Below are 19,184 nucleotides of genomic sequence, written 5' to 3' on the forward strand. Positions count from 1 at the left end.
CCGGCCTCCCTCGAGGAGGCCGGCCCAGACGCCAGAGGACCAGCTTCGGCGTTCTTTGCGCGGCGCTCTATTCGTATCGATAGAACCGGACGCGCTGGATGCTGTAACTATCGGCGGGCAGCATGATCAGCCGTCCCTGGTGCGTCTGGTCGCCGTTCATCAGCCTTCCCGGCGTCCAGCGCCCGGCGGCGTCGAAACGGCCTTCCCACGCATTGTCGATGCCCGCCAGCGGCGGCCCTTCGCCCACCGGCGCAAAGCTCACCTTCATGCCCTTGCCCGCGATGATATAGTCCTCGGGGCCGGTCTGGATGATGATCCCGCCATAGGTCGCGGTCTCGGGCGTCGCCTGGGGACGCTGGATATCGGCGAAGGCGACGGTGAAGCGATAGCCGCCGATCGTCGCGGTCTGGGGTTCGTAGATCAGCGTGCCGTCGTAAAGCGCGGGCGGCCGGAAACCCGCCATGCGCCCCAGCCCCTGCGCGGCCAGAATATGCGGCGACAATTGCGTCAGCAGATCATAGGCATCGGCCAGCACGCCCGGCTTGTCGTCGATCGACTCGATCGAGAAGGGGCTGAAGCCGATCGCGTCGAGCTGGCCGATCGCGTAGAGCGCGTTGGACGGCACTTCGGCCGCATCGGCATTGTTCGCCTCGGGCACGAACAGCGGATTGTCGGGCCGTTTGTAGCGGCCCGCGAGATCGACGAAATTGGGGAAATAAATGTCGGGCGCGATCAGGTCGATCGTCGGCGCGCCGGCTTTCCACACATCGATCAGGTGCGGCAGCGGTCCGCCGCTGGGATATTCGCCCGGCGCGCGCGCGGGCCGGTTGAGCGCGACATTGACGTAGAGCGGCAACGCATAGGCCGCCTTCCCCGCCGCCGCGAGCTGGTCGGCGAAGCGTGCATAATACCAGGCCGTGAAAACTTCGGCCGCCGCGTCGCCGGGGCCGAACAGCTCTTCCCACGATCCTGCACTCTTCGCGCCGCGCGCCACCCACATGTCGCGCATGGCGGGGACCAGCGTGTCGCGATGCGCCGCCAGATAGTCGATCAGCGCCTGCGGCACCGGCTGGCGGAAGGCCGCATCGGCCAGCGGGCCATGGTCGCGCGCGACCGGCAGCATGCCGATCTCATTCTCCACCTGCACCATCAGCACGGTGGAGTCCTTGCCGTCCACGGCCTTCAGGTGCGCGAGCAGGGCCGCGAAGGCGCGCTGATCGGCTTTCAGCGTCCCGGGCGCGAAGGCCGACAATATGTCGACGCCCAGCCCGTCGGGCGTCTCGGCGCGCGGGAAGCGCGCCTGATCGCGCTTCACCCAGGCGGGCGCATAGGTGGACATGGAGTTCTTCCACGCCCCGAACCACAGGATGACCAGCTTTAGCCGATGCGCCCGCGCCGCGCTCAGCATGGCGTCGACCGACGACCAGTCGAAGCGCCCTTCCGCAGGCTCGATCAGCTCCCATGAAACCGGCGCCAGCACCGTGTTCAGATGCATGGCGGCCAGCCTTGCCCAGTGCGGCTCCATATAGGCCGCGCTCGACGCGCTCGAATTGCCCAGCTCGCCGCCGATGATGAGCATCGGCTTGCCGCCGACGACAAGCTGGGTCGCGCTGCCCTGCCTTTTCAGCGCGGGCGGCTCGGCCCGCGCCGGCAGGGCGATCGCGGCAAGCCCCGCCAGGATGGCAAGCCGCCGCGCCGCGCCTGCGGCTGCGGTCATCAGCCCTCCATATCCTCCAGCTCGCGCCCGCGGGTCTCGGTGACCATCGCGCGCACGAAGAAGAATGAGATCGCCGCGAACAGCGCATAGCCGGTGTAAGTCACCGCCAGCCCCGGCGAGACCGCCAGCGACGGGAAGCTGACCGAGATCGCGGCGTTGGCGATCCACTGGGCGAAGCCGGCCACCGCCAGCCCCGATCCGCGGATCTGGTTGGGGAACATCTCGCCCAGCATCACCCACATGATCGGACCCCAGCTGATGTTGAAGAAGATCACGTAGAGATTGGCCGCGACCAGCGCGATCACGCCGTTATTGCCCGGCAGGCTGACGCCGCCGTCGGCGCCCGTGACGGCGGTCGAGAAAGCCCAGGCCACCGTCGCCAGCGTCACCGCCATGCCCGCCGATCCGATCAGCAGCAGCGGCTTGCGCCCGATCCGGTCGACCAGCGCGATCGTCACGATGCACGCGCCGATCGAAAGCACGCCCGACAGGATGTTGGTCTGCAGCGCATAATCCTCGGAGAAGCCCACGGCCTCCCACAGCGTCGCGCCATAGTAGAAGACCACATTGATGCCCACGAGCTGCTGGAAGATCGCCAACCCGATGCCCGCCCACAGGATCGGGCGGATCTTGCCCGTCGTCTTGTCGATCAGGTCGGAGAGCTTGGGCTTGTGATGATCGGCGGCAAGGCTCGAGCGGATCTCGGCGACCTTGCGGTCGGCCTCGTCGCTGCCGAACAGACGGGTGAGCACCGCATGCGCGCGCGCTTCCTGCCCCTTGACCATCAGGTAGCGGGGGCTCTCAGGGATGACGAGCAGCGCGAAGAAATAGATCGCCGCCGGGATCGCCTGCAGCCAGAACATCCAGCGCCAGGCCGGCTCGCCCGCCCACAGGATCGCCGTCGATCCGCCGGCATAGCGCGCAAGCACGAAATTGGCGACGAACGCGCCGGTCAGGCCGGTGATGATCATCACCTGCTGCACGCTCGACAGCCGCCCGCGGATCGCCGCAGGCGTCACCTCGGAGATATAGACGGGGGACGTCACGCTCGCCGCGCCGACGCCGAGGCCGCCGATGATGCGCGCGATGATGAAGATCTCGGAATTGGACGCCGCGCCCGCCAGGATCGCGCTGACGAGGAACAGCGCCGCCGCCAGCATCATCACGCTGCGCCGTCCGATCATGTCGGCCAGCCGCCCCGCGCCGAACGCGCCGATCGAGGAACCAACCAGGATCGCGCCCACATTGATGCCGATGCCCAGCTTGCCCAGGTCGAAGGCCGATTCGAGGCCTTTCTGGGTGCCGTTGATCACGCCCGAATCATAGCCGAACATGAATCCGCCGATCGTCGCCACCGCCACGATCGCGGCGATGAAGCCGATATTGACGCGGGCCATGCCCGCCTCAGCCGCCGTTGCCATCCTACCCTTCGCTCCTTCCCCGATCGCCCTTGCCGGGTCGATCTTTCGTCCGCCGCGCGCACTTTGCCTACGCGCGATGTCGACACACCTTGTTGAACCGATCGTCGGGAAAATGGAAATCGGCGGTCCAGGCCGGGCTGTCGCCCGCCGCGCTTCCTTCCCTCTCCTCGACATCTGCTTTTGATAGCGCTACCAATATCAGCGGCGTAGCGCTGTCAAGGGCGCGTGCTATAAAGAACCTTGGGAGAGGGGATCGGCTGTGGGGCAATTTCGCGCGATCTGGCTTGTCGTCGTCGCAGCGCTGTCGATCGGCGCGGCGTCGCCGCCAGCGTCCGGCCGCCCGGGCGAACGCTGGGTCGCAAGCTGGGCCAGCGCGCAAATCGCCCCCGACGCGCAGAATGCGCTTCCCGACGCCGATCTCGCCGATGCGACGCTGCGCCAGATCGTCCGCCTGTCCACGGGGGGCGGTCAGATCCGCATCCTGCTGACCAACGCTTTCGGCACGCAGCCGCTGGTCGTCGACGCCGCGCATGTCGCACTCGCCGACACGCCCGCTTCGCCGCGCATCCGCCCCGGCAGCGGCCATGCCCTCAGCTTCGATGGCAAGCCGGCCGTCACCATCCCCGCAGGCGCGAGCTACTGGTCCGATCCCGTCGCGCTCGACGCCGCGCCGCTCACCTCGGTCGCGGTCAGCATCCATCTGCCGGCGGCGCCCGCAGGCCAGACCAGCCACCCAGGCTCGCGCGCGACCAGCTATGTCCTCGCAGGCAATCATGTCGCCGACGCCGACCTTCCCGGCGCGAAGGCCGTCGACCACTGGTATCAGCTCGCCGGGCTCTCGGTCGCCGCCGCCCCGGCGACGCGCGCGGTCGTCGCATTGGGCGATTCGATCACCGACGGGCACGGCGCGACCACCAACGCCAATGACCGCTGGCCCGATCGCCTCGCCGAACGCCTCCAGGCCGATCCCCGCACCCGCGCGGTCGGCGTGCTCAACCAGGGCATCGGCGGCAACCGCCTGCTGCTCGACGGCATCGGCCCCAACGCCCTCGCCCGCTTCGATCGCGATGTGCTCGCCCAGCCCGGCGTGCGCTATCTGATCGTTCTGGAAGGCATCAACGATCTCGGCACGCTGACCCGCGACGCCCCGGCGACGCCCGAGGCGCACCATGCGCTCGTCGCCCGGATGACCGGCGCCTATCGCCAGATCGTCGCGCGCGCCCATGCCGCCGGCATCAAGGTCTATGGCGCGACGATCCTCCCCGATGGCGGATCGGGCTATTATCATCCCGATGCGCTGAACGAGGCCGATCGCCAGGCCGTCAACGCATGGATCCGCGCCCCGGGCCATTTCGACGCAGTGATCGATTTCGACGCGCTCACCCGCGATCAGGCCGATCCCACGCGGATGAAGAAGGCCTACGACATGGGCGACGGGCTTCACCCCGGCCCGGCCGGCTACCGCGCGATGGGCGACGCCATCCCGCTCGACCTGTTCAGATAGGGGCTCCGCATGCGCGCCCCACCCCCTTCGCTCGAACGTGGAAACCCGCTCGCGGGGCTCCCGAATATCCGGCCGCACGGCAAAGGCCGGTCGGTGCTGATCATACCCCCGCGCTCCTGCGAAGCGACAAGGCATTTCCCGGACAAAATCCGCGAGCGCGAACCCTCCTAGAAGCTTCCGCCGCGCCCCGCGCCGTCGGCAAAGCGCCCGGCCCCCGCCTCGGCCTCGGCGCGCAGCGGTTTCTCGCCCTCGCGCCCCTCGAAGCGCAGCGCGTCGGCCAGTTCATTGTCCCACTGGCGATAGGCCGACATGCGATCGGTCCTCATGCACAGTTGCGGGAAGGCGGCGATCTGCCGCGCGATCGCCTGCGCCTCGGCCAGCGCTCCCCCCGCCGGCGTCAGGCGGTTGGCAAGCCCGAAGGACAAGGCCTCGTCCGCCGCCACTGGCCGCCCGGTCAGGATCATGTCGAGCGCGCGCCCCTGCCCCACGATGCGCGGCAGCCTCACGGTCCCACCATCGATCAGCGGCACGCCCCAGCGCCGGCAGAAAACGCCGAACACCGCCGTCGCCGAGGCGACGCGCATGTCGCACCACAGGGCCAGTTCCAGCCCGCCCGCAACCGCATAGCCCTCGACCGCCGCGATCACCGGCTTGCCGAGCAACATACGCGAAGGCCCCATCGGCCCCTCGCCCTCGGGCTCATACACATCCCTGCCCGTACCGACCGCCTTGAGGTCGAAGCCCGCGCAGAAATTGCCCTCAGCCCCGGTCAGCACCGCCACCCGCGCATCGTCATCGGCGTCGAAGGCGGCAAAGGCCGCACGCAGCGCCAGCGCGGTTTCGGGGTCCACGGCGTTGCGGCAATGCGGCCGGTCGATCGTGACGGTGCGCACCGGTCCGTCGTCGCTGATCCGCACGCTCATGCCGGCATCGCCCGCTCGATGATCGCGCGCGTATCGATCGCCGCGTCATAGGCGCCATAGGCCGAACCGCGCTCCTCGAGCCGCAGCCGGCAGAAGGCCTCGGCAACCGGGCTGTCCCAGCCGATCAGCACCGCCGCCTGCGCGGCAAGCGCCAGCCGCTCGACGATCAGCCGCGCATTCGCCTCGCTCGCCGTGCGCAGGTCGATCCGGTCGATCCAGTCGTCATAGGCATGGAAGCGCCCGCGCGCGGCGGCGAGGAAATCTCGCAGCGCCTCGACCCCCTCGGGTTCGCGCCCCAGCGCGCGCAGCAGGTCGAGCGCGATGACATTGCCCGATCCTTCCCAGATCGCGTTGAGCGGCGACTGGCGGAACAGGCGCGGCATCGGCCCCGCCTCGATATAGCCCGCGCCGCCATGACACTCCATCGCCTCGTAGACGAGGCCCGGCGCCCGCTTGCACACCCAATATTTGGCAAGCGGGGTCAGCAGCCGCGCCACGGGATCGTCGATGTCGAAGGCCTGCGCCAATCTCATGCCGATTGCGGTCGCCGCCTCGCTTTCCACCGCCAGATCAGCCAGCACGCCCGCCATCGCCGGCTGATCGACCAGCCGTCGCTGGAAGGCCGATCGATGCGCAGTGTGCCACAGCGCCTGCGCCAGCGCGCCGCGCATCTGCTGCGCTGATCCGACGACGCAGTCGAGCCGCGTATGCTGGACCATCTGGATGATCGTCGCCACGCCGCGCCCCTCGTCGCCCAGCCGCTGGGCAAGCGCGCCATGATATTCGATCTCGGACGACGCGTTGGACCGGTCCCCCATCTTGTCCTTCAGCCGCATCACGCGGAACCCCGCATTGCGCTCGCCGTCGGGTAGCCAGCGCGGCACGAGGAAGCAGGTCAGCCCGCCCTCGGCATAGGCCAGCGTCAGGAAGGCATCGCACATCGGCGCCGAGCAGAACCATTTATGCCCCGTCAGCCGATACCAGTCGCCTTCCCCGCCGATCGCCTCGGCGCGCGTCGTGTTGGCGCGCACGTCCGATCCGCCCTGCTTCTCGGTCATCGCCATGCCGATGGTGACGCCCGCCTTCTCGCTCGCAGGCCGCGCCGCAGGATCATAGCGCCCGGCGGCGATGCGCGGTGCCCAGACGGCCGCGACCGCCGGGTTGGCGGCCAATGCAGGCACCGCCGCATAGGTCATCGTCATCGGGCAGCTCGTCCCCGAATCCGCCTGCCCGGTCAGATAGAGGATCGCCGCGTGGCCGACATGCCCGGCCGGCGTCCCGTCCCACGCCACGCTGGCAAAGCCGCTGTCGAGGCCGAGCTTCATCAGCTCATGATAGGCCGGGTGGAAACGCACCTCGTCGACGCGCCGGCCGAAGCGGTCGAACGTGTCGAGCACCGGCACCTGCCGGTTGGCCTCGACGCCCCATTCGATCACCTCGGCCGATCCGCAGCGCGCGCCGAGCGCCGACAGCCGGTCGGCGAGGCCGCTGCCGCCCGCCTTCACCACCGCATCGGCCAGCGCCTTGTCGCCACTGAACAGGTTGCTGTCCTCCAGCGGCGGCGGCTGGTTGAACACGTCGTGCGTCTCGAGCCTTTCGATCGGGCGGATCGCGGTCATCGCCTCATCTCCTCAATCGTCGGCGGGCAGGCGCTTGGCGACCTGGCTGGCGATCGGATCGCCGCTGTCGCGCTCGGCCACCGCCTGCTTGAAGCCCACTTCCTGCGCGCGCTCGCGGAACCACATGCCCTCGGGGGAATGGCGCGACACGCCGTCGAAGAAAGTGGCGAACATCTGCGTATTGTTCAGCCCCATATTGTCATAGGCCTGATTGACCACGGTCTTGGTCATCATCAACTGGTTGCGCGGCACCCCGCGCAGCCGCCCCGCCAGCCGCTCGACCGCATCGTCCAGCTCCGACTCGGGCACCGCTTCCAGCGCCAGCCCGATCCGCACCGCCTCCGGCCCGTCGATCAGGTCACCTGTCATCATCATCCGCTTGGCCATTTGCGGCCCCAGCCGATAGACCCACATGGCAGGCGTCGGCACGCCCCAGACGCGCGCCGGCGGATAGCCGATCCGCGCATCCTCGGCCATGATGAGGAAGTCGCAGCACAAGGCGATGTCCGATCCCCCGGCCACCGCAGCGCCGTGGACGCGCGCGATCGTCGGCTTGGTCGAACGCCACAGCGCCATGAAGTCCTGCGTGTTGCGCCACATCATCTGGAAATCGAGCGTCGGGTCCCAGGGCATGTCCTGCGAACCGCTGATCTCGCCCTTGCGCTCGGCATAATGTTTCAGGTCGTATCCGCCGCAAAAGCCCGGCCCCGCCCCGCGCACGACGATCACATGCACGTCGGGATCGGCCTCGGCGCGCTCGACTGCCGCCCTGATCTCGCGCGGCATCCCGTCGGCGATCGCGTTGAAACGGTCGGGCCGGTTGAGCGTGATCGTCGCGGTGCGATTGCCCGTCTCATAGGCCAGCGTCCGGTAGGTCATGGCATCATCTCCTTCGGCGCATGCGCAGCGCCGCTCGCGAAAGCCTCGGCGATCTCGGCCTCGCCCAGCCCCGCTTCGGCCAGCACCGCGCGACTGTGCTCGCCGACACGCGGCGCATGATCGTCCAGCCCGGCGCGCGCGCCGTCGAAACGCGCCACCGGCCGCGCGCGCCGCACCGCGCCGGCCTGCGGATGCGCGGTCACCGCGATGAAATCGTCATGCGCCAACTGCGCATGGCCCGGCAGCGCATCGGACGGATTGGCGACGCCGCATGGCACGCCGGCCTCGACGAGCCGCGCCACGGCTTCGCTCGTGCTCAGCGCCTGAACGCGCGGGGCGGAGAAGGCGCGCAGGTCGTTCCAGTTGAGGAAGCGCTTGGTCATGTCGGCATAGCGCGGATCGTCGAGCAGCTCGGGCGCGCCGATCGCCTTGGTCCACCCCTCGAACTCGGCCTGGGAGAGCATGACGACGACGATCCACCCGTCGGCCGTCTGCCAGGGCCGGTAGACCGAAGCGATATTGGGCATGCGCGAACTTGTGTCGGGAAACGCCTGGTCGCCGTGCAGGTCGATCCAGCCATAGGCCACCGCCGCCTCGAGCATCGATATGTCGATGACCGAGCCCTGCCCCTCGCGTTCGCGCGCGACCAGCGCCGCCGTCACTGCCTGCGCGGCATAGAGCCCCGCCGTCTTGTCGCAGATCCACTGCGGCGCGAGCAGCGGGCCTTCGCTGCCCCAGCTCAGCATCCCGGATTCGGCCTGCACGATCGGATCATAGGCGCGCGCCGAGGCCATCGGCCCGTCCTGCCCGAAGCCCGATATGCGCGCGATCACCAGATCGCCCCGGATCGCGTGGAGCACATCCTCGCCAAGCCCCAGCCGCTCCATCACGCCGGGCCGGAAATTATGGATCAGCACGTCGGCCTCGGGAACCAGCCGCTTGAGCAAGTCGCGCCCCGCCTCGGTCGAAAGGTCGATCCCCACCGATTTCTTGCCGGCGTTGAGCGCGACATGCGCCGAGCTGAACCCCGGCGCCGCGATCGCGCCCAGCATCCGCGCCCGGTCGCCCTCGCGCGGCTCGACCTTCCACACGCGCGCGCCCTGCTGCGCCAGAAGCTGCGTCGCAAGCGGACCCGCGACGACGCTGGTCAGATCGATTACGGTGATGCCCTTGAGGGGGAGCATCTTTCCTCTCCTTGGTTATTTGTTACAGTTGATGTCGGATATGGACGAGATTCGCAACATATTATTGGACGACGCCGTCGACACGCTCAGCGCCCGCACGCTGGTGGTCGACCTGCTCGATACCGGCGATCCGCTCGATTTCTCGACGCGCGACTTCGTCCGCGCCGGCGCGGCCTTCGGGATCGAGCCGACCGGCATCCGCACTGCGCTCACCCGCCTGAAGGCCGAGGGCCGCGTCAGCACGCCCGAGCGCGGCCGCTATGCGATCGGTGCGGAGGGCGAGCCGCTGCGCCGCCGCATCCTCGGCTGGCGCGATGCCCTCGCGCGCCGCCGCGCCTGGGAAGGCAAATGGCTGATCGCCGTCGCCGGCCCGCACGACCGCGCCGACCGCACCGTCTGGCGCCGCACGGTGCGCGCGCTCGAACTCGAGGGCTTTGCCGAGGCCGAGACCAATATCTGGGCGCGCCCGGACAATCTCACGGGCGGCGTCGCGGGCGTGCGCGATGCACTCGCCATGCTCGGCGGCGCTGCGTCGCTGCTCGTCGTCGAGGCCGACGGGCTGGACGAGGATCGCGCATCGCGCTTCCCCGATCTGTGGCCGGCCAAAACGCTCGCCGCCGCGCACCTCCGCCGCGCCCTCCAGCTCGATCAGAGCGCCGCCGCGCTCGACACCGCCAACCTCGCCACCGCCGCCGCCGAGACGTTGCTCCTCGGCCGTCAGGCGATCCGCGCAATCATGCGCGATCCGCTGCTCCCCGACGCGCTTTGCCCCTCGCAGCCCCTCGCCACGCTGATCGCGGCGATGAACCGCTACCACCGCCTCGGCAAGCGCGTGTGGACGGCCTATCTCGCCGGCAGCGGCGACGCAGTGAAATAGCCGCGCGCCGCCGCCACGAAGGCGCGGACATTGGCGCTGCCCTGCCGCCGCGCCTCATAGAGCAGGCTTGCCGGCACCGGGCTCGGCGCATGCTCGTCCAGCAGCTCGATCAGCCGCCCGTCCCGCAGCGCATCCGCCACCTGATAGTCGAGCACGCGCGTAATCCCCATGCCCTCGATCGCCGCCGCGATCGCCGCATCGGCATTGTCGAGCGTCAATCGCGGCCGCAGCCGCACCGCACGCCGCGCGCCCTCGCCGAAACGCCATTCATTGCCCGGCGCTTCATTCTCGAATCCGATCGCCTCATGCCCGGACAGCGCCGCCGGCGACATCGGCGTGCCGCGCCGCGCGACATAGGCGGGGCTCGCCACCAGGATGCGCCGCACCGTCCCCAGCCGCACCGCGCGCAGGGCGCTGTCGGGCAGGGGCGCGAGCCTGATCGCGATATCCACGCCCTCCTCGGCCAGCCGGACGATGCGGTCGTTGAGCGTCAGCCTGATGTCGAGCGCGGGGTGGCGTCGCAGCAGCCCGGTGACGATCGGCAGGACGTGGAGCCGACCGAACAGCACCGGTGCGGTGATGACCAGCGCGCCGCGCGGCTCGGCATTGCCGCCGCCAAGCTCGCGCGCCGCGTCGTCGAGCTCGTCGAGCGCATGCCGCGCGCGCAGCAGATAGGCGGCGCCGGCCTCGGTCAGGCTCACCGCGCGCGTCGTCCGGCGCAGCAACGCCGCGCCCAGCCTGCCTTCCAGCGCCGCCACGGCGCGCGTGACCATGGCGGGCGTGATGCGCAGCCGTCGTGCCGCCCCGGCAAAGCTGCCCTCGTCGGCGACCGTCACGAAGATGCGGATCGCGTTCAGACTGTCCATTATTTCAATTTACGCAATAATATCTGACAATCATAGATGATTATCGCATATCGTCGTGTCGACTATCTGTCTCCTGCCCCCCTCAAGGAGATTTGCCATGACGATCCGCACCACCCCCAAAAATGTCGCTGTCGACGGCCTCGACATCTTCTATCGCGAGGCTGGAGAGTCCGCCCGCCCGACCATCCTGCTGCTCCACGGCTTCCCGACCAGCAGCCACATGTTCCGCGATCTCATGCCGGAACTCGCCGCCGACTATCATGTCGTCGCCCCCGACCTGCCGGGTTTCGGTTTCTCCGCGGCGCCCGATCGCGCCGGCTTCACCTACAGCTTCGATGCGCTGGCGGCCGTCATCGCGCGCTTCGTCGATGTGATCGGTCTGGATCGTTTCGCCATCTACGTCTTCGATTATGGCGCGCCCGTCGGCTTCCGGCTGTTGCGGGCCATGCCCGATCGGATCAGCGCGGTGATCAGCCAGAACGGCAATGCCTATGTCGAAGGACTGAGCGACGCCTGGAACCCGATCCGCGCCTATTGGCAGGATCCGAGCGAAGCCAACCGCAACGCACTGCGCGAGATGCTGACGCCCGAAACGACGCGCTTCCAATATGAACATGGCGTGCCCGCCGGCCTCACTGTCCCGCCCGAAAGCTATGGGCTCGACAGCGCGTTGCTCGCCCGCCCGGGCAATGCCGACATCCAGCTCGATCTGTTCCTCGATTATCGCGGCAATGTCGAAGCCTATCCGTCCTTCCAGCAGGCGCTGCGCGATCGTCGTCCGCCGCTGCTCGCGGTCTGGGGTCAGGGCGATCCATTCTTCGTGCCGGCCGGCGCGCAGGCTTTCGCCCGCGACGTGCCCGACGCCGAAATCCACCTGTTCGACACCGGCCATTTCGCGCTGGAGACGCACGCCGTCGAAATCGGCGCGACGATCCGCGAGTTCCTGGCCCGCAAGCTCGGCTGAACCCGCCAGCCAGCATCGTCGAAAGGCCGGCGTCCCGCGCGGGGCGCCGGCCTTTTCGCGTCAGCCCAGCCCCGCCAGCCTGAGCACGCCGTCCATGCCCCGGCTGACGATTGCGGGTGCAGGCCCCACCGTCTCCGCCGTCACGCCCAGCCGGTTGATCCACGCCGTGCGATAGCCGAACCACCCCGCCCCCGCCGCATCCCAGCCGCCGAAAGCCGCAAAGCCGATCGACGCGCGCGGCAGGCCGAAGGCGTCGATCGCCATGGCGTAGGCTTCGGGCGCGGGCTTGAAGCGCCGGACCCGATCGGTACTCAGCGGCGGCTCGAAATAGGCCGCGATGTCGTTGCGCCGCATATTCGCCTCCAGCGTCGCCGCGCCGAGGTTGGAGAGGAAGGCCAGCCGCACGCCAGCATCGCGCAACCGCTCGAGCCCCGGCTTCACATCGGGCCAGATGTCGAGCCGCGCATAGGCACCGACCAGCGCGGCGCGATCCTCGGTCGAAAGCGGCAATCCCATCGCTTCGGCGGTAAAGCGCAAGGCGTCGTCCGCCAGCAGGTCGAAGCTGCGATACTGCCCGGCGGCGGTCTCCAGCCAGCTATAGCCGAACAGCTTGGCGGACCATTGCGCGGCGAGCGTTGCGCCACGCTCGCCCAGCCTTGCGGTCGCGGCGGCGGAGACGCCGCGCGGATCGAAGATCGGAAAGCCATCGAAGGCGATGGCGCGAACGGCCTCTTCGGGCGCGGCCGGCGCGGGCGCGGCGCGCGTCATCACGCCGGCCAGCGCCCCCGCGATCAGCGCGCGCCGGCTGGTCGGCAGAAAATCGTGCATGGGTTGAGTCCTCTCGGGAATGAATACCATCCCCTCGTTCGGACGGACGCCGCCGATGGTGACAGTCCGCCACTCTCACTGGGCGAAGCTGCGCGCCTCCAGCCCTTCGATCACGCCGGCATGGCTGACGCACAGCACGCCCTGCCCGGTGCGATCGAGCCGCGCGATCAGCCGTTCGGCGACGAAGCCGCGCAACGCGGCGTCCAGCCCTTCCAGCGGCTCGTCGAGCAGCAGCATCGGTGTGTCCGAGCAATAGGCCCGCGCCAGGGCAAGCCGCCGCCGCTCGCCGCCGGACAATCGCTCGCCGTCGACGCCGATCCAGCCGTCGAGCCCGCCCGGCAGGGCGCGCACCACGCCGTCCAGCCCGGCGTCGGTCAACGCATCCCACAGCAGCGCATCATTGGCGTCCGGGGCCGCGAGCCGCAGATTGTCGCGCACCGTGCCCGTCACCAGCTGCGCATCCTGCGGCATCCAGCCGAACTGGCTGCGCAGCGTCTCGGGCGAGAGGAAGGCGATGTCGACCCCGCCAAGCCGCGCCCGGCCCGGCGTCGCGGCGCGCAGCCCGACGAGCATCTCGATCAGGCTGGTCTTGCCGATCCCCGATGCGCCGCTGATCGCAATGCGCGTAGCGAGCGGCGCGCCGACCAGCCCGATCGGTGGCAGGTCGATCAGCGGCCTCGGCCCCAGCGTCAGCGGGAAACCCGGTTTCTCCTCATTCTCGATCAGGTCGGCGATCCGCGCGCGCGCTTCCGCCTCGGCCGGGGCCTCGATCATCGCACGGACCTGCGGGGCCAGCGCATCGATCGTCATCGCGCCCGCCAGCGCCGCAAGCGCTGCCAGCGCAGCGCCCGCCGGTGACGCGATCAGCAGCGCGCCCGCTGCTGCCAGCGCCAGCGCCGTCGCCCCGGCAAACTCGATCCACGCCGCCGCATCCGCCGCGCGCAGCCGGATCGCAGCCAGCGCCTGCCCCTCCCGCATCAACTCGCCGGCCGCCGCCGTCTCGATCGCATAGCAGCGCAGTTCCGGCGCCGCCTCGGCATAGGTCGCGATGCTTTCCTTGATCCGTCCGGTCGCCGCCAGCGCTTCCGCGCCCGGCGCGCCCAGCCGCGCGGCAAGCCGGCGAACGGCCAGCAGATAGGCGGCTGCGACCAGCCCGAGCCACAGCGCCGCCCACAGGCTCGCCGCCGCCGCCATCGCACAGCCCGCGCCGACACCCGCCACCGCCCCCCATGGGGCCGATGCGCGCACGAGTCCCGCCTCGATCGCATTCACATCCTGCACGATGCGCGCGACCGCCTCGCCGCGCCCGATCGACAGCGCGCGGCGCGCAGGCAGCGCCGCGATCGCGCCGAACAGCGCCGGCCGCAGCCTCGCCGTCGTCCGCAGCGCACCGGCATGGCCGATCAGCCGCTCGCCATAGCGCGCGCCGGTCCTGACGATCGCGAGCAGCCTGATCCCCGCGCTCGGCAGCATATAGTTGAAGGCCTGCGCGACGGCGACGCCCGCCGCCCCGGCAATGGCGGCAGCGGTCAGGAACCACCCAGACAGCCCCAGCAGCAGCACCGATGCGATCGCGACCAGCGCCGCCAGCAGCCGCGCGCGCGCGAACCGCCTCCGCTCGCTTCTGCCAGCGCTGTCCATCAGCGCGTCGAGCAGCCCGCCGCTCATAAACCTGTGTTTCCCCTGACAACCTTGCAGGCAATCTCGGCAAGCCGCGCGCTGTGCGTCGCGATCAGCACCGTCCGTCCCCGCGCCGCGCGCCTGATCGTCTCGATCATCGCCGCCTCCGATTCCGGATCGAGATGCGCGGTCGGTTCGTCGAGCAGCAACAGCGGCGCATCGCTGAGCAGCGCGCGCGCCAGCCCGATCCGCCGCCGCTCCCCGCCCGATAGCCCGCCACCGCGCGGGTCGAGCATCGTGTCGATCCCGTAGTTGCGTCGTGCCAGCATCGGCCCCAGCCCCGCCGCGTTCGCCGCCGCGACCACCGCCGCACGATCGGCATCGGGCCGCGCCAGCGCGATATTGTCGGCGATGCTGCGCGGCAGGATCAGCGGCGACTGCCCCGCCCAGGCGCAATTCCCCGCCAGCGTCTCGCCCTGTTCCAGCGCGATGCCGTCCACCCTGATCTCGCCCGCCGTCACCGGCGCCAGCCCCAGCAGCGCACGCAGCAGGCTCGACTTGCCGCTCCCCGACGAGCCGAACAGCGCGACGATCCCGCCCGCCGCCACGTCGAAGCTCACGCCCGAAACCGCGTCGCGCTCCGCGCCGGGATAGCGGATGTCGACACCCACGAAGCCGATCGCCGGCGGCGCGCCCAGCGTCCGCGCCTTGGTCGCCACTGTCTCTCCGACCAGCGGCGTCAGCCTCTCGGTAGCCGTCTCGGCCGCTTGCCGCTCGTGATAGGCCGCCGCCAGCCGCCGCATCGGCGCATAATATTCGGGCGCCAGCGCCAGCACGAAGAAGCCGCGCGCAAGATCGAGCTTCTCGGGAACGGGAAAGGGCAGCAGCCCGAGCAGGTTGAACCCCGCATAGACCGCGACCAGCGCCACCGAGAGCGCGGCGAAGAACTCAAGCGACGCGGACGAGAGAAACGCCACGCGCAGGACCCTCAACGTCCGCCGCGCCACATCGCCTGCCGCCGTCGCCAGCCGCGCTTCCTCACGTGCGCCCCCGCCGAAGGCGAGGATCACCGGCAACGCCCTGATCTGGTCGGCGAACAGGCCCGAAAGCCGCGACAACGCATCGAACTGCCGCCGCGATTCATCCGCCGCCGCGCCGCCCGCCAGCGCCAGCGCGAAGATGAAGGGCACCAGCGTCCCCAGCAGGATCAGCGCCGCAACCGGGCTCGCCACCGCCGTCGCTGCAAGCACGATCAGCGGCGCGATAGCCGCCGCACGGCGCGCGGGCAGGAAGCGCGCGACATAGGCGTCGATCGTCTCGACCTCGTCGACTGCGGCGTTGACGAGCGCGCCCGGCGTCGCCGCCCCGCCGGTGGACCGGTTCAATATCGCGTCCAGCACCTTGCGCTGCAGCCCGAGCTTTGCCGCCCGTCCTGCCCGCGCGCCCGCGCGCGCCACCGCCATCGAGAACAGCGCGCGCGCCGCCCCCGAAAGCAGCATCAGCCCGGCCCAGGGCAGGATCGCCCCCAGCCCCTTGGGCACCGCGACCACCGCGCCTGCAATGCCAGCCGCGAAGCCGATCGCGGCCAGCGTGTCGGCGATCAGCAGCGCGGTCGCCCCGCGCGCGCCGCCGCCCATCGGCGCGGTGCGCCGCGCGCGCGCCTTCCGGCGGGTCCGGGAGAGTGCCAGCGTGGTCATTCCCTATGCCTATTTGGCTGCCCCTGCAGGCAGAATAAGGGGAATCCCTAATATGGCTATCCCCGGCGATCGGGTTGATGCACTCTCACTGCTGCTGATCGCGGCAAGGGGGCCGGGCGACCGGCACAACGGAGACCGTCATATGGACGCCGGGGTAATCGACCTTTCGCGGCTGCAATTTGCATTGACCGCGCTTTACCATTTTCTGTTCGTTCCGCTGACTCTGGGGCTCAGCTTCATGCTGGTCATCATGGAGTCGATCTACGTGATGACCGATCGGCCGATCTGGCGGACGATCACGCGCTTCTGGGCGAAGATCTTCGGCATCAACTTCGTCCTTGGCGTCGCCACGGGGCTGACCATGGAGTTCCAGTTCGGAACCAACTGGTCCTACTATTCCCACTATGTCGGCGACATTTTCGGCGCGCCGCTCGCGATCGAGGGCCTCATGGCCTTCTTCCTCGAAGCGACGATGGTCGGCATCATGTTCTTCGGCTGGGATCGGCTGTCGAAGCTCGGCCACCTCGCGGTCACCTTCCTCGTCGCGCTCGGCACCAATCTGTCGGCGCTGTGGATCCTGATCGCCAACGGCTGGATGCAGAACCCGGTCGGCGCGACTTTCAATCCGGATACGATGCGGATGGAAGTGTCGAGCTTCGCCGAAGTGCTTTTCAATCCCGTCGCGCAGGCCAAGTTCGTCCACACCGTCAGCGCGGGCTATGTCATCGCGTCGGTGCTCGTGCTCGGCGTCTCGGCCTATTATCAGCTCAAGGGACGCTGGCCGGCCTTCGCAAAGCGCTCGATGGCGGTCGCGGCGGCCTTCGGCCTCGCCTCCTCGCTGTCGGTCGTCGTGCTGGGCGACGAGAGCGGCTATGCCCTCACCGACAACCAGAAGATGAAGCTCGCGGCGATCGAGGCAGCCTGGCACACCGCGCCCGCGCCGGCCGGGATCACCGTCTTCGGCATCCCGTCGATGAAGGACAAGACCACCCATTATGCGGTCGACGTGCCGTGGGTGCTCGGCCTGATCGCCACGCGCAGCATCGACAAGGAAGTGACGGGCATGTCCGAACTGGTCCTGCGTGCGCAGGAACGGATCGAATCGGGCCTCGTCGCCTACAATGCGGTCGAGCATCTGAAGACCAACCCGAACGATGCCGCCCAGCGTGCCTTGTTCGAGCTTCACAAGCGCGACCTTGGCTTCGCGCTGCTGCTGAAGCGCTACATGGCCGATCCACGCCAGGCCACGCCTGACCAGATCGTCGCCGCGGCGTGGGATACCGTCCCCGACGTGCCGGTGATGTTCTGGGCCTTCCGCATCATGGCCTTTGTCGGCTTCGCGATGATCGCGCTGTTCGCCACCGCTTTCTTCTATGCGAGCCTCAGCACGCTGCCGCAGCAGCGCTGGCTGCTCCGCATCGCGGTCGCCGCGATCCCGCTGCCCTGGCTGGCGGCGGAACTCGGATGGGTCGTCGCGGAAATGGGGCGCCAGCCCTGGGCGGTCGACGGCGTGCTGCCGACCTTCCTCGCGGCATCCTCGCTCACCACGACCGCGCTGATCACCACGATCGTCGGCTTCACCCTGCTCTACGGGACGCTGGCGGTGATCGAGGTTCGCCTGATCCTCGCCGCGATCCGTCACGGACCGACCGAGCATCACGACGATCCCGATGATCTGCCCGCCGTCCAGACCCACGCGGCTGCCGCCTGAAAGGAGTGATGGCCATGGAATTTCTCGACTATGAAGTGTTGCGGGTCATCTGGTGGGTGCTTCTCGGCGTCCTCCTGATCGGCTTCACCCTCACCGACGGCTTCGATCTCGGAGTCGCCTCCATGCTGCCCTTCGTCGCCAGGACCGACGTCGAACGGCGCATGGTCATCAACGCGGTCGGCCCGACGTGGGAAGGCAACCAGGTCTGGTTCATCCTCGGCGGCGGCGCGATCTTCGCGGCCTGGCCCTATGTCTACGCCGTCAGCTTCTCGGGCTTCTATCTCGCGATGTTCCTGGTTCTGGCCGCGCTCATCCTGCGCCCGGTCGGCTTCAAATATCGCTCGAAGAAGCCCGATCCGGCATGGCGCGCGCGGTGGGACTGGGCGTTGTTCGTCGGCGGCTCCGTGCCCGCGCTGGTGTTCGGCGTCGCGGTCGGCAACGTGCTGAAGGGCATTCCTTTCCGCATCGACAGCGACATGCGCGCTTTCTACGACGGCACGCTTCTTGGCCTGTTCACCCCGCTCCCGCTGGTCTGCGGCCTGCTGTCGGTGGCGATGATAGTCCTTCACGGCGCATCCTGGCTGACGATCAAGCTCGAGGACGGCGTGGTGCGCGAGCGCGCCCGGCGCTTCGGCCTGATCGCCGGCATCGCGGTGATCGTGCTGTTCTCGCTCGGCGGGATGCTGGCGCAGGGTTATGGCTATCAGCTCTCCGGCCCGGTCGATCCGCTCGGTCCGTCCAACCCACTGCGCAGCCTCAGCGTGCCCGTCGCCGGCGCGTGGAGCGCCAACCTCACCGCGCATCCGCTGACGATCATCGCTCCCGCGCTCGGCTTCCTCGGCGCCGGGCTCGCGCTGCTCGGCATCGCGCGCCGTTCGGAGGCGATGGCCTTTGCTGGTTCATCCGCCGCGGCGGCGGGGATCATCTCGACGATCGGCCTGTCGATGTTCCCGTACATCCTGCCTTCCAGCATCGATGCCCATTCCAGCCTGACCGTCTGGAACGCGTCGTCGAGCCACGGAACCCTGTTCCTGATGCTGATCGTCACCGCGATCCTGCTGCCGATCGTGCTGCTCTACACCGCCTGGGCGTACAAGGTGATGTGGGGCCGCGTGACCACCGCCGAAGTCACCACCAACCCCGACTTTTACTGAGGAGCATCAAGCCATGTGGTATTTCAGCTGGGTGCTCGGCGTCGGCCTCGCGGTCGGCTTCGGAATCCTCAACGGGCTGTGGCACGAGTTCCACCTGCCCGACGAAGTGGACGAAGCGCCCAAGGCCTGAGCTCCGCCTGAGTACAGCACCGGCCCGCTCCCCCGCCCGGCCTCCCACTCAGTGTGCCTTTGATGGGAGGCTGGGTGGGGGGGGTGGGCC

16 protein-coding genes are annotated in these 19,184 nt (G+C 69.2%); 6 read left to right on the forward strand and 10 right to left on the reverse strand.

Annotated elements, in window-relative coordinates:
• Positions 1 to 67: 67 nt before the first annotated feature.
• Positions 68 to 1,717 (reverse strand): GH35 family beta-galactosidase, encoded by a 1,650-nt coding sequence (locus AC3WT0_RS18540; protein WP_492754905.1) that lies wholly within the window; start codon positions 1,715 to 1,717, stop codon positions 68 to 70.
• Positions 1,717 to 3,114 carry a sugar porter family MFS transporter gene (locus AC3WT0_RS18545; protein WP_492754920.1) on the reverse strand — a complete coding sequence of 466 codons (1,398 nt, stop codon included), beginning with the start codon at positions 3,112 to 3,114 and terminating at the stop codon, positions 1,717 to 1,719. The genes AC3WT0_RS18540 and AC3WT0_RS18545 overlap by 1 nt, the downstream gene beginning before the upstream one ends.
• A 283-nt stretch (positions 3,115 to 3,397) precedes the next feature.
• On the opposite strand from AC3WT0_RS18545, the gene AC3WT0_RS18550 reads away from it, so the two are divergent.
• Entirely contained in the window at positions 3,398 to 4,642 is a 1,245-nt protein-coding gene (locus AC3WT0_RS18550) for an SGNH/GDSL hydrolase family protein (RefSeq protein ID WP_492754906.1), read from the forward strand.
• Between the two features lie 167 nt (positions 4,643 to 4,809).
• On the opposite strand, the gene AC3WT0_RS18555 is transcribed toward AC3WT0_RS18550, so the two are convergent.
• Genes AC3WT0_RS18555 through AC3WT0_RS18570 form a run of 4 tightly spaced genes read right to left on the reverse strand, consistent with a single transcriptional unit; the run spans position 4,810 to position 9,247 of the window.
• Positions 4,810 to 5,565: a crotonase/enoyl-CoA hydratase family protein gene (locus AC3WT0_RS18555; RefSeq protein WP_492754907.1), complete on the reverse strand. Its 756-nt coding sequence runs from the start codon at positions 5,563 to 5,565 to the stop codon at positions 4,810 to 4,812.
• Positions 5,562 to 7,184 carry an acyl-CoA dehydrogenase family protein gene (locus AC3WT0_RS18560; RefSeq protein WP_492754908.1) on the reverse strand — a complete coding sequence of 541 codons (1,623 nt, stop codon included), beginning with the start codon at positions 7,182 to 7,184 and terminating at the stop codon, positions 5,562 to 5,564. Before AC3WT0_RS18560 ends, AC3WT0_RS18555 begins: the two co-directional genes overlap by 4 nt.
• Positions 7,185 to 7,196: 12 nt before the next feature.
• Positions 7,197 to 8,063, reverse strand: coding sequence for a crotonase/enoyl-CoA hydratase family protein (locus tag AC3WT0_RS18565; RefSeq protein ID WP_492754909.1), 867 nt, complete (start codon positions 8,061 to 8,063; stop codon positions 7,197 to 7,199).
• On the reverse strand, positions 8,060 to 9,247 hold the full coding sequence (locus AC3WT0_RS18570) for a CaiB/BaiF CoA transferase family protein (RefSeq protein WP_492754910.1): 1,188 nt from the start codon (positions 9,245 to 9,247) through the stop codon (positions 8,060 to 8,062). Before AC3WT0_RS18570 ends, AC3WT0_RS18565 begins: the two co-directional genes overlap by 4 nt.
• Positions 9,248 to 9,287: 40 nt before the next feature.
• Between AC3WT0_RS18570 and AC3WT0_RS18575 the strand changes: the two genes are divergently transcribed.
• Positions 9,288 to 10,124: a hypothetical protein gene (locus tag AC3WT0_RS18575; protein ID WP_492754911.1), complete on the forward strand. Its 837-nt coding sequence runs from the start codon at positions 9,288 to 9,290 to the stop codon at positions 10,122 to 10,124.
• Here the strand turns inward: AC3WT0_RS18575 and AC3WT0_RS18580 are convergent.
• The gene (locus AC3WT0_RS18580; protein WP_492754912.1) at positions 10,091 to 10,990 is read right to left on the reverse strand and encodes a LysR family transcriptional regulator; all 900 of its coding nucleotides are present in this window, start codon (positions 10,988 to 10,990) and stop codon (positions 10,091 to 10,093) included. The genes AC3WT0_RS18575 and AC3WT0_RS18580 overlap by 34 nt on opposite strands.
• 97 nt (positions 10,991 to 11,087) lie before the next feature.
• On the opposite strand from AC3WT0_RS18580, the gene AC3WT0_RS18585 reads away from it, so the two are divergent.
• On the forward strand, positions 11,088 to 11,954 hold the full coding sequence (locus tag AC3WT0_RS18585; protein ID WP_492754913.1) for an alpha/beta fold hydrolase: 867 nt from the start codon (positions 11,088 to 11,090) through the stop codon (positions 11,952 to 11,954).
• Between the two features lie 60 nt (positions 11,955 to 12,014).
• On the opposite strand, the gene AC3WT0_RS18590 is transcribed toward AC3WT0_RS18585, so the two are convergent.
• From AC3WT0_RS18590 to cydD, 3 genes are all read right to left on the reverse strand, one after another.
• Positions 12,015 to 12,782, reverse strand: a complete 768-nt coding sequence (locus tag AC3WT0_RS18590; protein WP_492754914.1) for a haloacid dehalogenase type II — start codon at positions 12,780 to 12,782, stop codon at positions 12,015 to 12,017.
• Between the two features lie 75 nt (positions 12,783 to 12,857).
• Positions 12,858 to 14,450, reverse strand: coding sequence for an ATP-binding cassette domain-containing protein (locus AC3WT0_RS18595; protein ID WP_492754915.1), 1,593 nt, complete (start codon positions 14,448 to 14,450; stop codon positions 12,858 to 12,860).
• Positions 14,447 to 16,099: a thiol reductant ABC exporter subunit CydD gene (cydD, locus tag AC3WT0_RS18600; RefSeq protein WP_492754916.1), complete on the reverse strand. Its 1,653-nt coding sequence runs from the start codon at positions 16,097 to 16,099 to the stop codon at positions 14,447 to 14,449. Before cydD ends, AC3WT0_RS18595 begins: the two co-directional genes overlap by 4 nt.
• Positions 16,100 to 16,241: 142 nt before the next feature.
• Between cydD and AC3WT0_RS18605 the strand changes: the two genes are divergently transcribed.
• From AC3WT0_RS18605 to cydX, 3 genes are read left to right on the forward strand one after another with little or no spacing between them, the layout of a single operon-like run.
• Positions 16,242 to 17,810 (forward strand): cytochrome ubiquinol oxidase subunit I, encoded by a 1,569-nt coding sequence (locus AC3WT0_RS18605; RefSeq protein WP_492754921.1) that lies wholly within the window; start codon positions 16,242 to 16,244, stop codon positions 17,808 to 17,810.
• A 14-nt stretch (positions 17,811 to 17,824) separates the two neighbouring features.
• Positions 17,825 to 18,964 carry a cytochrome d ubiquinol oxidase subunit II gene (gene cydB / locus AC3WT0_RS18610; protein WP_492754917.1) on the forward strand — a complete coding sequence of 380 codons (1,140 nt, stop codon included), beginning with the start codon at positions 17,825 to 17,827 and terminating at the stop codon, positions 18,962 to 18,964.
• Positions 18,965 to 18,977: 13 nt separating this feature from the next.
• The gene (cydX, locus tag AC3WT0_RS18615; RefSeq protein WP_492754918.1) at positions 18,978 to 19,094 is read left to right on the forward strand and encodes a cytochrome bd-I oxidase subunit CydX; all 117 of its coding nucleotides are present in this window, start codon (positions 18,978 to 18,980) and stop codon (positions 19,092 to 19,094) included.
• Positions 19,095 to 19,184: the final 90 nt, after the last annotated feature.

The organism is Sphingomonas sp. EU05-FHT14C10, from assembly GCF_058790595.1.